The sequence below is a fragment of the Thalassospira sp. genome (assembly GCF_040218635.1).
Lineage (GTDB): Bacteria > Pseudomonadota > Alphaproteobacteria > Rhodospirillales > Thalassospiraceae > Thalassospira.
The window spans coordinates 588,127-602,838 of the sequence record NZ_JAVJRB010000009.1 but is presented as its reverse complement, the minus strand read 5'-3'; the positions used below and the strand labels follow the sequence as shown (position 1 = coordinate 602,838).

The 14,712-nt window shown below is 51.5% G+C and carries 8 protein-coding genes and 1 tRNA gene; 4 read left to right on the top strand and 5 right to left on the bottom strand.

What is annotated here, in order from left to right:
• Window positions 1-200: 200 nt before the first annotated feature.
• From gspD to RIC05_RS10515, 5 genes are all read right to left on the bottom strand, one after another.
• Window positions 201-2,351 (bottom strand): type II secretion system secretin GspD, encoded by a 2,151-nt coding sequence (gspD, locus tag RIC05_RS10535; protein WP_350047029.1) that lies wholly within the window; start codon window positions 2,349-2,351, stop codon window positions 201-203.
• Between the two features lie 244 nt (window positions 2,352-2,595).
• Window positions 2,596-2,669: transfer RNA gene (locus tag RIC05_RS10530), tRNA-Ile, on the bottom strand.
• A gap of 97 nt (window positions 2,670-2,766) precedes the next feature.
• Window positions 2,767-4,866, bottom strand: coding sequence for an RNA polymerase sigma factor RpoD (gene rpoD, locus RIC05_RS10525; protein WP_350047028.1), 2,100 nt, complete (start codon window positions 4,864-4,866; stop codon window positions 2,767-2,769).
• A 117-nt stretch (window positions 4,867-4,983) separates the two neighbouring features.
• Entirely contained in the window at window positions 4,984-6,873 is a 1,890-nt protein-coding gene (gene dnaG, locus RIC05_RS10520; RefSeq protein ID WP_350047027.1) for a DNA primase, read from the bottom strand.
• Between the two features lie 174 nt (window positions 6,874-7,047).
• A complete protein-coding gene (locus RIC05_RS10515; RefSeq protein ID WP_350042538.1) occupies window positions 7,048-7,503 on the bottom strand; it encodes a GatB/YqeY domain-containing protein in 456 nt (151 codons plus the stop codon).
• A gap of 368 nt (window positions 7,504-7,871) precedes the next feature.
• Here RIC05_RS10515 and carA point away from each other — a divergent pair, with 368 nt between their 5' ends.
• From carA to RIC05_RS10495, 4 genes are all read left to right on the top strand, one after another.
• Entirely contained in the window at window positions 7,872-9,038 is a 1,167-nt protein-coding gene (gene carA / locus RIC05_RS10510) for a glutamine-hydrolyzing carbamoyl-phosphate synthase small subunit (RefSeq protein ID WP_350047026.1), read from the top strand.
• Between the two features lie 98 nt (window positions 9,039-9,136).
• A complete protein-coding gene (carB, locus tag RIC05_RS10505) occupies window positions 9,137-12,379 on the top strand; it encodes a carbamoyl-phosphate synthase large subunit (RefSeq protein WP_350047025.1) in 3,243 nt (1,080 codons plus the stop codon).
• Between the two features lie 104 nt (window positions 12,380-12,483).
• Window positions 12,484-12,957 carry a transcription elongation factor GreA gene (gene greA / locus RIC05_RS10500; RefSeq protein WP_350047024.1) on the top strand — a complete coding sequence of 158 codons (474 nt, stop codon included), beginning with the start codon at window positions 12,484-12,486 and terminating at the stop codon, window positions 12,955-12,957.
• Window positions 12,958-13,163: 206 nt separating this feature from the next.
• The gene (locus RIC05_RS10495; protein WP_350047023.1) at window positions 13,164-14,672 is read left to right on the top strand and encodes a CHASE2 domain-containing protein; all 1,509 of its coding nucleotides are present in this window, start codon (window positions 13,164-13,166) and stop codon (window positions 14,670-14,672) included.
• Window positions 14,673-14,712: the final 40 nt, after the last annotated feature.

Below are 14,712 nucleotides of genomic sequence, written 5' to 3'. Positions count from 1 at the left end.
ACGCAATAACCTGCGGCAGTCGGCTGCCTGACAACATCGATATCCCCCGAATATTCCTTATCGACCTGCACAGGCCGCCCCATCAACATTCAGAGAGTATCGTTCAATATCAGTACCTTCAACCTATAATATGCAACCTATGCTAAGTGGGTGGTAGACTATACTCAACTTCAAAAACATATCCCATTAGGGCAATGCTCCTAAAGCCCTAGCCCCCCAATTTCTTTCATTCGAAGTCGAAGTTCGTTAGTTACAGCCCTTGATTCGTCTACATTTCTAATAACTTGCGGAGTTATCAAAACAAGAAGCTCGGTTCGCACCTTGTTTATAGAGGTCGTCTTGAAAAGATTACCTAGAATAGGGATGTCTGAGAGCAGAGGCACACCACTTACACCGTCGGTATCTTTCGACTTTATAAGTCCGCCGAGAGCAACAGTTTCCCCGCCTTTTATTGCGATACTACTTGAAATTTGTCGCTGCTGAATAGTGGGAGAGTCAATGTCAGAAGTAGTTGTTTCAACAACGTCAGAAACTTCCTGACTGATATTTAATACGACTGTTCCAGCAGATGTCACCCTTGGGGTCACATCAAGGATAACCCCTGTATCTTTAAATTCGATAGAGTTCACAATCGGAGAACTATCGTTATCTGTCGAAACGGCAGATTGGGTAGCAACTGGAACTTGATCACCGACCTGAAGGCGAGCTGTTTGATTATCCAATACCATCAACTGTGGAGACGAAATGACATTTACATTTGTTACTTGGCTCAGTGCGTTCAAGACAACTTTTGCACTAGCTCCAGCTAATGAATACGAAAAACCCGGAAAAGCGGAACTAACATTACCACTACTTAATGACGAAAATGAAAATGTGCTATCCCCATTAGAAAACAACCATTGCAAACCATATTTCAGCTCATCATTCAACGTAACTTCAGCGATGGTAGCTTCTATCATGACCTGAAGAGGCATAACGTCTAGCCTTTCCAAGGCCCTCTCGATCAAGCTAAATTCATGAGGATAAGCCAAGATTAAAAGTGAGTTGTTAGCCTCATTTGCGATGATCTTAAGCTCATTCTGCACGCTTGGTATTTTCTGTGGTGTTGCAATATTCTCGGTAATTTGGCCAAGTTCGAATTCTTCCAGAACAGGTGACACGCCACTTTTTCCCATATTGCTGTCAACTGAGTTGACTGCTCCTGAAAAAACTTGGCTCAGAAGAACAGACAAATCCGACGATCTCGCGTTTTTGACCGAATAGACGTATAGTTGGCGACCATCTCCTCCACCGGAACGATCCAACTCTTCGATCCACCTGCTTACTTTTGCCAAATATCGAGGTTGCGCGGAAATAACCATCAATGACTGCAAACGATCAATCGCCATTAACCTGACGACACCATTTAAAGGCCCGCTCTCCAAATTGAGGATACTTTCGATTTCAGCCTGAACGACTTTTGGATCTGAATTAACTAATGGCTCAAGAGCAAATGACATCCCCTCCATCCAATCGACATCGAAAGCCTCGACAAGCTCCAGTAAATTGCTCGCTTCATTACCGCTACCGGTGAAAATCAACACGTTACGTACTGCATCGACACTAATGTTGCTGACGCCGCCTTGCTTCAGCGCAGGCAACACCTCTAGCAAACCAGCGGCAGAAACATATTCCAGTGGAAGAACGTAAAGACCAAAGCTTTCGGTGAATTCAATGTTACGCAGCTTGGGTATTCGTCCCTGCATCTCTTCAGACGGGGCAATCTGATAGAGCTCACCGCTATTTAAGAGGACTAGCCCATTGGCAGCTAGAATCGACTCAAAGGTTTTCAACAAATTTTCTTTAGCAATCGGCTTTGCTGTTCGCGCAGTTACAGTCCCCGAGACTTCGTCATCTATCACATAGCTGAGATTAAGTGTTTCCTTGAGAATCACATCAGCCGCTTCTTTGATAGAGACATTTAGAAGATTGAGACCAACTTGCCCGGAAGGCATTTCCTCGACATCATCACGCTTTACGCGAACGAATTGTCCGCTGCCCTGATCTACAAAACGACGAGACTCTGGTTTAATTTTTTCTGCTTGCTCATCGTCGCCATTTGCGGGAGTTTTGGACAGAACTGCGGCCTTATCTTCACTGACCTTCACATCCGTTGTTAAGCTAGAAGTCTCAGCATCAACTGCGCCCTGAAAGTCTCCCAGACTACAGCCCACAAGGACAACCAAAAGGAGTATAGCGACCAGATTTCGCCCATCGCGAATAGCTTTAGTTAAAGGCATCCCCACCCCAAAAACTCTTGTGTCGGCCTGCGACAGCCCTCGCCCGTCAACAAGCATAAGTTGAAGCAACATTCAACAAATGCTTTCTTTTTTGATTACTTTTACCAGATTTACAACCCATTAGCAGGCTGTACGATCAACAAATTTCCACACGAGATCAAGAGAAGTAGATTAATATAATAAAGCAACAACAAAATGGTGGTCTGGGGCAATAACCCCGAATTATGACAACTCAGGTGGCAATCAATCTTTTAAAAGTATGGGGAATTTGAGAGCGATGCAGCAATGCTCATATAATATGAACATTGCTGCACGGTAGGCCCGGAGGGACTTGAACCCCCAACCAGACCGTTATGAGCGGTCGGCTCTAACCAATTGAGCTACGGGCCCCCAAAGGGGAATTGAAAAGACCGCACCAGATGACTGGTGCGGTCCCGAAAACTAGCGATTTTCGGGCCAAGGTCAAGCCCGAACGTCGTCCGAATTCTTAATAATCGAGGAACGAACGCAATTTGCGCGAGCGTGACGGATGTTTGAGCTTCCGCAGCGCCTTGGCTTCGATCTGACGGATACGTTCACGGGTCACAGAGAACTGCTGACCAACCTCTTCGAGGGTGTGATCGGTGTTCATGCCAATCCCGAAACGCATACGCAGAACACGTTCTTCACGCGGGGTGAGCGATGCCAGAACGCGCGTGGTGGTTTCACGCAGGTTGGCCTGAATCGCAGCATCAAGCGGCTGAACGGCGTTTTTGTCTTCGATGAAATCGCCAAGGTGGCTGTCTTCCTCGTCCCCGATCGGGGTTTCGAGCGAAATCGGCTCTTTGGCAATTTTCAGAACCTTGCGAACCTTTTCAAGCGGCATCTGAAGTTTTTCAGCCAGCTCTTCCGGGGTCGGTTCACGACCGATTTCATGCAACATCTGACGCGATGTCCGCACCAGTTTGTTGATGGTTTCAATCATGTGGACCGGAATACGGATCGTACGGGCCTGATCGGCGATAGAACGCGTGATCGCCTGACGGATCCACCAGGTCGCATAGGTCGAGAATTTATACCCGCGGCGATATTCAAACTTGTCCACCGCCTTCATCAGGCCGATATTGCCTTCCTGAATAAGGTCAAGGAACTGAAGACCACGGTTGGTGTATTTTTTCGCAATCGAGATCACAAGACGCAGGTTCGCCTCGATCATCTCTTTCTTTGCGCGACCTGCTTCGCGTTCGCCTTTGTTGACAACGCCGTAAACGCGGCGGAATTCACCAATCGGCAAACCGACCTCGGCGGAAACACCGCCAATGCCTTCGCGCAGATTGGCAATTTCATCAGGATAACGTTCGATAAAGGCTTTCCAGCCCTTGCCCGGCAGGCCCGAAACACGTTCCATCCAGTTCGGGTCAAGCTCGTTGCCCTGATACTGTTTGACGAAGTCCGGACGTTTGATTTTGCACCGATCGGCAAAGCGCAGAAGTTTACCTTCAAGGCCAAGCAAACGGTTGTTCAACCCGGTCAGGTGATCAAGAAGCTCTTCAATGCGGAAGTTGTTCAGGTGAACATCTTCCATCAAATCGACCATCTCGTTCTTAAGCTTGGTATAGCGCTTTTCGGTCGCGGTCGGAACGGCTTCACCTTTGTTCAGCGCAACAAGACGCTGTTCTTGCGCCTTGTGAAGCTTCTCATAGGTTTTAGCGATGAGTTCGAATTTCTCAAGAACCTGCTCGGTCAGTTCTTCTTCCATTTTGGAAAGCGAAACATTGACCTGCTCGTTCTCGTCATCGTCGTCATCGTCGCTTTCACGACTTTCGCTGCCTTCTTCGCCTTCTTCACCTTCGGCGGTCTCGGACTCTTCTTCGTCCTCTTCCTCTTCCTCATCCCCGGCAAGGCCTTGCGGGGTTTCGGTTTCGGCGTCTTCATCGTCTTCATCGTCGTCGTCGCTCGGCGTGTCGAAACTTTCGACATCTGCTTCGGCGTCAACTTCGGTCTCGGCGTCGGTTTCTTCCTCGTCCCCTTCAGCAGCTGCGATTTCCGCATCCGGGCCGCCGCCATAGGTGGTTTCAAGGTCGATAACATCACGCAGCAAAAGTTCGCCAGCCTGAAGCTGATCATGCCAGTTTACAATCGCACGAATGGTCAGCGGGGATTCGCAAATCCCGCCAATCATCATGTCACGACCGGCCTCGATACGTTTGGCAATGGCAATTTCGCCTTCGCGTGACAGCAGTTCGACACTGCCCATCTCACGCAGATACATGCGCACCGGATCATCGGTACGACCAACATCATCAGCAGAAATATTACCACTCGGATCGGCTTCAGCTTCTTCGCTGTCGTCGTTATCATCCGATTCATCAGCGTCGGTGACATTGATGCCCATCTCGTTGAGATTGCTCATCACGTCTTCGATCTGCTCTGACGAAAAATGTTCCGACGGCAGTGCCGCGTTCAACTCATCGACCGAGATGTGGCCTTTCTCTTTGCCTTTGGCAATGAGCTTTTTTATGGCCGCCTTATATGTATCGAGAAGAGGTCCGTCTGCGTTTTCAGAAGAGTTCTTTTTCTCTTCAGCGTTCGAAGTCTTAGACGACATCTATTCCCCGTTTCCCGCTGGGTACGTTCGTACCGTTGTTGTCCCACGCACTGTTTTTACTCAGCGCAAATCACAAATAGCCCGATCACCGATCCTTAAGCGCACAAGACACAAGGATCAGTCGTCGAGCTTAAACACTTTTTCCCGGCGTCGAGCGAGATCCTCACGCCTGTGAGAAAATCTCTCCCATTCTTCCTCGCTGGTATCTGCTGCCAACTGTCGGACGGCGTATTTTGCCTCTTCGTCCTCCAGGGAGCTTACAGCCATGGAAAAAACCTGTTTCCAACCCGTCATGGCCCGTTCGAGCGGCGTTTCGGGCTTAGCGAAAGCAGCGTGCGCAATTATATTCGCACTAACCACCCGCAAAACTGTCTCTGACAGCCCGTCGCGCTTCAAATGGGCCTTGATCGTTTCGCAATCAAGTCCAGGATCGTCATCAAGCAGCTTTAAGACGGCCCGACGAAGATTGTCAAGCGCGGAGTCTGCACAACTATAGATTCCAAGCTGTTCGCCGATCTCATCATGAAGGCTCGGATGGTTGATCAGCGTCAGTAAAAGTATGGAGTCCTGCAGATCCCGCTTCTGTTGCATTGGCGATCGCGACATGCCCGGCACCGCTTTCCCGGCCGGACCCCAGAAATGGTCATTTTTTCCGCGCTTGCCACCCCAACCGGATTTTTTATTTTGCGCCCCACCGCCATATGCGGCTTTCGATCCCTGTTTTACCCCCCGGTCGCCCTTAAACAGCTTCCAGATACGATCATTAAACATCGATCTGTATTGTGAACGCACAGCTTCATCAGCAATCACCGACACCCGCTGATTGATATCGGCCTCAAGGGCGGCACGGCGTTCGGGCGTGTCAATCTTGTGCGCGCCGACATCCATCCGCCAGACCAGCTCGGCCAACGGCACGGCCTGATCAATGATTTTCTGGAAACTGTCAAACCCGCCGGGCCCGGCCATCAAACTGTCCGGGTCTTCGCCTTCTGGCAGGATGGAAAACAGCAATGATTTCCCCGGACGCAGGATCGGCAAGGCGCGTTCTGCGGCCCGCACCGCCGCCCGCTTCCCGGCCGCATCGCCATCAAGGCACAGGATCGGCTCGTTGGCCATTTTCCAAAGTTCGCCAATCTGTTCTTCCGTCACCGCCGTTCCGAGCGGTGCGACGGCCCCACGGAAGCCCGCACGATGTAGTGCGATCACATCCATGTAACCTTCGGTCACAATGATCGGCGCATCCTGACGCGATGCTTCGCGGGCTTGCGGCAAACCATAAAGCAGCCGCCCTTTGTGAAATAACGGCGTATCGGGACTGTTAAGGTATTTTGGTTTGCCATCGCCCATGACACGTCCGCCAAAGGCCACCACACGTCCGCGACGATCAAGGATCGGAAACATCACCCGTCCCCGGAACCGGTCATAGCTTTGCCGGTTGCTATCTTCCGGCTCGATCAGAAGCCCGGCCTCAATCATCAGTTTTTCATCAATGCCTTCGCGCTTGAGCGCTGCCTTAAGAGCACCCCGGCTATCGGTGGCAAAGCCAAGACGGAATTCCGAAATGGTTTTGTCATCCAGCCCGCGACGGTGGAAGTATTCCAGACCTTCCTTGCCTTCGGGCATGCGCAACATGCGTTCAAAGAACGCACAGGCGGTGTCCATCACCTCATAAAGGGTCTTGGCTTTTTGTTCGCGTTCCTGGGCTTCGCGTGATGGTTTGGGGACATCCATGCCAACCTGATTGGCAAGAACTTCAACCGCTTCGACAAAGGTCAATCCACGGGTGTTCATCACAAAGCTGATGACATCGCCATGCGCGCCACAGCCAAAGCAGTGATAAAAACCCTTTTGGTCATTAACCGTGAAAGACGGGGATTTTTCAGAATGGAACGGACACAGCCCGGAATATTCCCGGCCGCGTTTGATCAGCTTCACCGACGATCCGACGACATCCGCCAAATCAACCCGTGCCCGCAGGTCGTCTAAAAACGACTGGGGAAAGCTCATATCTGTCCCTATCCCGTGATGTTATTGCGCAGATGCGCAAACCCTGTTGATGGTCCTTTTCCCCGTCCTGCGTGTCATATTACATCAGATATATTTGACATTTAACAGGCCCAGGGACGACGAAAGCCGGACGATTTTACACGCCCGGCTTCCAATTAAATAGGTCTGTTCGGATTAACCCAAAAGTTTTTTGGCAACACCACCGGCTTTGCCGAAATCCATGGTTCCACTGTACTTGTCACGCAAGACAGCCATCGTGCGGCCCATGTCCTTAAGACAGGTCGCGCCAAGGTCCGATACAGCACCGCGTACAGCTTCTTCGATTTCTTCATCGGAAAGCTGAGCTGGCAGGAAGTTTTCAATCACACCGATTTCCGATGCTTCCTGATCTGCCAGTTCAGGGCGATTGCCCTTGGTGTACATTTCGATGCTTTCGCGGCGCTGTTTTACCATTGCCTGAAGCAGAGTGACGATTTCGTCATCAGAAATACCATCGGTATTTCCCTCGCCCCGTGCTGCGATATCGCGTTCCTTAAGTGCCGCCAAAATGAGGCGCACGGTGGTTACGGAGCAGGCATCCTTCGCAAGGACGGCCTTTTTCAAAGCGTCATTAAGCTGCGATCGCAGCATGGCTAATCTCTGATTCTGTGGAAGAAAGGACCGAACATACCGCAAAATCGCATCTGTGGCAAAGAAAACATGCCCTCGCAAAACGTTGATTTTCCTAGGGAAATAAAAGTTTGGATGCGTCCTTGACATGCCTGCGCGACTCCCGTAGACATCCGCCAATTTGCCTACCGGGACTAACACCTGCCCCGCTTTCAGTACGCTCGACTGGTGCAACCTGTGCGCACAGTCCCCCATACTGGAAACCTGTTGGCACGTCTGCATGTCCGGTATGCAGGTTAATTGCTGCCGTTTGAGTCGGCTTACGCAGAATTATTATATATAAAAAGACTCCGTGTCTCACCGTGGAAAGATCGAAAGGACATTTGCCAATGTCAGCGCCCACGCACACCCCGCCTCCTGGTGCTTCTGCCGTTCTGGTTCTCGCAGATGGTTCAGTATTTTGGGGACGCGGCGTCGGTGCCCGAGGAGAGGTCGTCGGCGAAGTCTGCTTCAACACCTCTATCACGGGCTATCAGGAAATCATGACCGACCCGTCCTATGCCGGTCAGATGATCACCTTTACCTTCCCGCATATCGGTAATGTCGGCACCAACGACGAAGACATCGAAAATGCCACCCCGGTTGCCCTTGGCTGCATCCTGCGCCAGGACATTACCGAACCTTCCAACTACCGCGCTCAGAAACATTTCAACGACTGGCTGGTCGAACATGGTCGCATCGGGATTGCCGGTGTTGATACCCGCCGCCTGACCAAACGCATTCGCAACGAAGGTGCGCCCAACGGTGTGATTTCGCACAACCCCGACGGCACATTCGACATCCCCGCCCTGATCGCCCAGGCCAATGCATGGCCGGGATTGGAGGGCATGGACCTTGCCAAAGACAATAGCTGCACCACCGGCTATGACTGGGATGAAGCGCTTTGGACCCGCGAAGGCGGATATGGCAAACTTGGCAATGCCAAGCATCATGTCGTTGCCATTGATTACGGTGTGAAACGCAACATCCTGCGCAACCTTGCCAGCCTTGATTGCAAAGTATCGGTTGTTCCGCCAACCACCTCGGCCGAAGACATTCTGGCAATGAGCCCGGATGGCATCTTCCTGTCAAACGGCCCTGGCGATCCTGCGGCAACCGGCGAATACGCTGTTCCAATCATTCGAAAACTGCTTAATAGCGGCAAGCCGGTCTTTGGCATCTGCCTTGGTCATCAGATGATGGCGCTGGCGCTTGGCGCAAAAACCAAGAAAATGGATGTCGGCCATCGCGGTGCGAACCACCCGGTCAAGGACACCACCACCGGTGTTGTCGAAATCACCTCGCAGAACCATGGCTTTGTTGTTGATAAAGACAGCCTGCCCGACAATGTCGAAGCCACGCACTTCTCGCTGTTTGATGGATCGCTTGCGGGGCTTCGCGTCAAAGACAAACCGGCCTTTGCGGTTCAATACCACCCGGAAGCATCGCCGGGACCGCATGACAGCCACTACCTGTTCAAACGTTTCGTTGGTCTGATCGAGGATGCAAAGTCCTGATCCCTTGATCAGGACACGCCCGAAGATACGCGATTAACGGACTTTAACGAGGCGTTGCAGCATATGCGCAACTGCCCTTGCGAAAAGCGGAAAACGACATGCCGAAACGTACAGATATCAAATCAATCCTCATTATCGGCGCTGGCCCGATTGTCATTGGTCAGGCGTGCGAGTTTGACTATTCCGGTGCCCAGGCCTGTAAGGCCCTGAAGGAAGAAGGCTACCGCGTCATTCTGGTCAACTCGAACCCTGCGACCATCATGACCGACCCGAACCTGGCCGATGCAACCTATATCGAACCGATCACACCCGAAATGGTCGCCAAGATCATTGCCAAAGAACGCCCGGATGTTCTTCTGCCAACCATGGGTGGCCAGACGGCCCTTAACACGGCCCTTGCCCTGTATGATGATGGCACGCTGGAAAAATACGGCGTTGAAATGATCGGTGCGAAAAAGCACGTGATCGAAAAGGCCGAAGACCGCCAGCTGTTCCGCGAAGCCATGGACAAGATCGGTCTTGAAAGTGCGCGCTCGGCAATGGTTCGTACCTTTGAAGAAGCGGTCGTTGCCCTTGAAACAACCGGCCTTCCGGCCATCATCCGCCCAAGCTTTACCCTTGGCGGCGAAGGTGGCGGCATTGCCTATAACCGTGAAGAATTCGAACAGATCGTGCGCAATGGTCTGGCGATTTCGCCAACCCACACGGTTCTGGTCGAAGAATCCATTCTCGGCTGGAAAGAATATGAGATGGAAGTTGTTCGCGACCATGCGGATAACTGCATCATCATCTGTTCGATTGAAAACGTCGATCCGATGGGCATCCATACCGGGGATTCGATCACCGTTGCCCCGGCACTGACCCTGACGGACAAAGAATATCAGATCATGCGCGATGCCTCTTTGGCAGTCCTGCGCGAGATCGGTGTTGATACCGGCGGTTCGAACGTTCAGTTCGCGGTAAACCCGGATGATGGCCGCCTCATCGTCATTGAAATGAACCCGCGCGTATCGCGATCATCCGCACTGGCATCCAAGGCAACCGGCTTCCCGATTGCCAAAATCGCTGCCAAGCTTGCGGTTGGGTACACCCTTGATGAGCTTGATAACGACATTACCGGTGTCACCCCGGCGTCGTTCGAACCGACCATTGATTATGTCGTCACCAAAATCCCGCGCTTCACCTTCGAAAAATTCCCGGGTGCGCAGGCACTTCTCGGAACGGCGATGAAGTCGGTTGGCGAAGCCATGTCGATTGGTGGCTCCTTTGCCGAAAGCCTTCAGAAAGGCCTTCGTTCGATGGAAACCGGCCTGACCGGCCTTAACGAAGTTAAAATCGAAGGCGCGCCTGATAAGGCCGCCATTCGCGCAAAACTGACCCAACCGATCCCGTTCCGCATTCTCTATGCTGCACAGGCCTTCCGTCATGGTTTGACCCTGGCTGAAATTCAGTCGGCAACCAAGTTTGATCCTTGGTATCTCAAACAGATCGAAATGCTGGTTGGCGAAGAAGAAAAAGTCCGTGCCAATGGCATTCCCGCCGACAAGCAGGAATTGCTGCGTCTCAAGAAACTTGGTTTCTCTGATGCACGCCTTGCCGAACTGGTGGGCCGCGAAGAAGACGACGTTCGTGCAGATCGTCACGCCCTTGGCCTGCGCCCGGTCTATAAGCGTATCGATACCTGTGCGGCCGAATTCCCGTCGCGCACCTCGTATATGTATTCCATGTATGAAGGCGATGGCTTTGTCGAACCGGAAAACGAGGCCGAAGTCACCGATCGCAAGAAAGTCATCATTCTTGGTGGTGGTCCGAACCGTATCGGTCAGGGCATTGAATTCGATTACTGCTGTGTGCATGCGGCCTATGCGCTGCGCGAAGCAGGTATCGAAGCCATCATGGTCAACTGTAACCCTGAAACGGTTTCAACCGACTATGACACCTCTGATCGTCTGTATTTCGAACCGCTGACCGGCGAAGACGTGATCGAGCTTTGCCAGCTTGAACAGACCAATGGCGAATTGCTTGGTGTGATTGTTCAGTATGGTGGGCAGACCCCGCTTAAACTGTCTGCTGCCCTTGAAAAGGCCGGTATTCCGATCTTGGGCACCAGCCCGGACAGCATCGACCTTGCCGAAGACCGTGACCGTTTCCAGGCCCTGATCAACAAGCTTGGCCTTAAACAGCCGGCAAACGGCATTGCCCGTTCGGTTGATGAAGCCGTGACGATTGCCGAAAGTGTCGGGTATCCGATCGTGATCCGCCCGTCATATGTTTTGGGTGGCCGGGCGATGGAAATCGTTCACACCACCGAAGACCTTCTGCGCTACATGACCGAAGCGGTTCAGGTATCGGGCAAAAGCCCGGTTCTGATCGACAGCTTCCTTCAAGATGCGATTGAAATTGATGCCGATGCGGTATCGGACGGCGAGAACGTCTTTGTCGCAGGCATCATGCAGCATATCGAAGAAGCCGGGATCCATTCCGGTGACTCGGCCTGCTCGCTGCCGCCTTATTCGCTTGATGAGGCCATGATTGACCGCCTGAAAGCACAGACCGTTCAACTGGCCAAGGCGCTTAATGTTGTTGGTCTGATGAATGTTCAGTTCGCGATCAAGGGTGACGAAATCTATCTGATCGAAGTCAACCCGCGCGCCTCGCGTACTGTCCCGTTCGTTGCCAAGGCAACCGGCAACCCGATTGCAAAAATCGGCGCACGGATCATGGCAGGCGAAAAACTGAACGACTTTGAAATTGATCACGGTCCGTTCAAACATATCGCCGTCAAAGAAGCGGTCCTTCCGTTTAACCGCTTCCCCGGTGTTGACACCTTGCTTGGCCCGGAAATGCGTTCAACCGGCGAAGTCATGGGCCTTGATACCGATTTCGGTCGTGCTTTCGCCAAGGCACAGATGGCCGCAGGCCATACCTTGCCGCTGGGTGGCAAAGTTTTCATCTCGGTCAAAAACCATGACAAACCGGCTGCGGTTCAACTTGCACGCGACGCGATTGCCCTTGGCTTTGGCGTGGTGGCAACGCACGGCACAGCAGAAGCTCTTGAAAAAGAAGGGCTGGACGTTACCCCGGTCAATAAGGTACAGGAAGGACGTCCCCACATTGTGGACATGATGAAGAACGGCGATATCAACCTGGTATTCAATACCACCGAGAGCAAACAGGCCGTGGTCGACAGTTTCTCGATCCGCCGCACTGCCCTTACAGACGATATTCCGTACTACACCACTGTCGCCGGTGCCCGCGCAACATTGCGTGCCATCGACAACCTGAAACGCGGAGCACTTGATGTTCGCGCAGTTCAGGAATATCTTGGGGACAAGTACTAAGGTTCCTCTTTGAACCTGACCGAAGAATTCAGACCGCCCGGCGGTATATGCCGGGCGGTTGATTTTGTAGTATCGACTGCTAATAAGAATAGGCTGTGAGCGCGATGGAAAAAGTACCTATGACCCCGCAAGGGCATCAGCGCCTTGAAGGTGAACTGAAGCATCGTAAATCCGTTGAACGTCTTGAAATCATCAAGGCAATCGCGGAAGCACGCGAGCATGGCGATTTGTCAGAAAATGCCGAATACCATGCCGCACGCGAACGCCAAAGTTTCTGCGAAGGTCGTATTGCCGAGCTTGAGGCTGTCCTGAGCCGTTCCGAAATCATCGATGTCCCGTCACTGGCGGGCGACATTGTAAAATTCGGCGCAACGGTTCGACTGGTCGACGAAGATACCGACGAAGAAACCACCTATCAGATTGTCGGCCCGATCGAGGCCGACATCAATGCCGGTCGTATTTCAACGACGTCCCCGATCGGGCGTTCGCTGATCGGTAAATCTGTTGGCGATTCCGTCGAAGTCATCGTCCCCGGCGGCACCAAAAGCTATGAGATTTTAAAGGTCGATTTCTCCTAAGCGAGAACGATACTGATCAATAAAAACGGTCCGATGCCATATCGGGCCGTTTTTTTTATGCCCTGATGATGCCATTTCCAACCGCTGCCTTCTATGGTTGAAAAACCATTCACCAGCACTCTTTTATTTATGATCTGAACCCTTTAGGATAGCTGACGCACAGAAAGATAATGTAGCACTAGCTACAATTGCAGGGGGCTGTTTCATTGACCGATGGCATGAATGGTGACAAAGCGGACAATGCTTTTTCACTAAAAGAATTCCTGCTCAACCTACTACGTTACACCAGAGCCAACCCAGCTCCATTCTTTACGTTTTTGGTCATTCTGATTGACCCTTTTGGCCTTTCCCAAAGCACTGACACGCAGTCGAAACATACATCCTACCGCATTACAGCGGCCTCATATCCAGATACCAGCCGTGACCAGATAACGACAATTCTGATTGATGATGTTTCAGTTACGAAAGGCTCTACGGCTTTTGACTGGCCACCAAAGTTTTACCAGTATGAAGACTTGTTGCGCGCGATCACAACCTATGATCCCGCTGCGATATTCCTAGATATTGTCTTTCTTGACGAACGAGGTTCGTCAGGCGACTTGAAACGCTTTGGTAAATATCTTTCATCGAAAACCCAAGGCAAAAATCCAATTCCTATCTATGCGATGGGTGGACAAACCATTCATTTCAAGGGTGATAGATGCGAGATTGAAGAACTTCAAATCCTGCCAGATATCGCCAATTCAGTAACCAACCTGCCTTATTTCCGCTATAGCGGTTTTGGCGAAGACTATCCTCTTTACATTCAATGTGATGATCAGGTTCTTCTATCCCCTGCTGCCATGATTATGCAGGAGATTTGCGCTGAAAATTCGCGTCTTCAAATCGACTGTGCTTTACCGCGACAGGCAGAACTCAGAAAAAACATCAAATGGATTGACGACTTTCCGCCGACAATGTCCGTCCGCTGGGGAGATGGCACGACGGATTTCAATTGGGCAACCTATTACGGCTCTCCCGGCAATAAAACACCATGCATCAGAGATAATGAAGGCTTCTGGTCACGCATCAAGCATATCAGCGCAACACTACTTGATGCTTTCTCCGGGCAGTTCGAATTCTCTTTACCCTCAAAGTGCTATTACCATTCATATGTCTCAGCCGCCAAACTGGTGAACTGGTTTGACACAGCTCTGCGCTCCGAAGACATTTCTGCCCGCACAGACCGGGACCAGAAGTTGCGCCAATTAATTGAAAACAGGGTCGTAATGGTCGGTATGGACCTTGCCGCAGTCAAGGATACTGTTGTTTCGCCAGTACAGGGAACTCTTCCAGGTGTCACCAATCATGCAATGGCACTGGACAACCTGCTTACACTTGGAAACAAGGTCCAACGCCCGCCACCGGATTTTTTGCTTGCTGCAAGCTGGGCCGACGTCATCGAATTTTTGCCATTGCTCGTCCTGTTTTTTCTACAGTACCGCCTTGATAGCCGCGTATCTCTTGGTCCTGATACGCAGTTTGGCAATTTCATTACAGTCTCGCTAGCAACTCTGATCGTCACAGTCGGGGCAATGTATCTGACAGCCTTTATTCTGAATTGGACCCCTCTTAACTGGCTGGGATTAATCGGGATATGGCTGACTTTTGTCGCCTTCCATTACAGCAGAACCCGTCTGGCAAATGGTTTGAGATCCGATACAGATGCCGCCTGACTTCAACAGCTACTAAAGTCTTTAACGTTCATCATCAGTA

What these genes read in the sequence shown, in the direction of transcription:
- gspD (WP_350047029.1), bottom strand. Translation starts at nt 2,351, where the DNA reads ATGTTGCTTCAACTTATGCTTGTTGACGGGCGAGGGCTGTCGCAGGCC.
- rpoD (WP_350047028.1), bottom strand. Translation starts at nt 4,866, where the DNA reads ATGTCGTCTAAGACTTCGAACGCTGAAGAGAAAAAGAACTCTTCTGAA.
- dnaG (WP_350047027.1), bottom strand. Translation starts at nt 6,873, where the DNA reads ATGAGCTTTCCCCAGTCGTTTTTAGACGACCTGCGGGCACGGGTTGAT.
- RIC05_RS10515 (WP_350042538.1), bottom strand. Translation starts at nt 7,503, where the DNA reads ATGCTGCGATCGCAGCTTAATGACGCTTTGAAAAAGGCCGTCCTTGCG.
- carA (WP_350047026.1), top strand. Translation starts at nt 7,872, where the DNA reads ATGTCAGCGCCCACGCACACCCCGCCTCCTGGTGCTTCTGCCGTTCTG.
- carB (WP_350047025.1), top strand. Translation starts at nt 9,137, where the DNA reads ATGCCGAAACGTACAGATATCAAATCAATCCTCATTATCGGCGCTGGC.
- greA (WP_350047024.1), top strand. Translation starts at nt 12,484, where the DNA reads ATGGAAAAAGTACCTATGACCCCGCAAGGGCATCAGCGCCTTGAAGGT.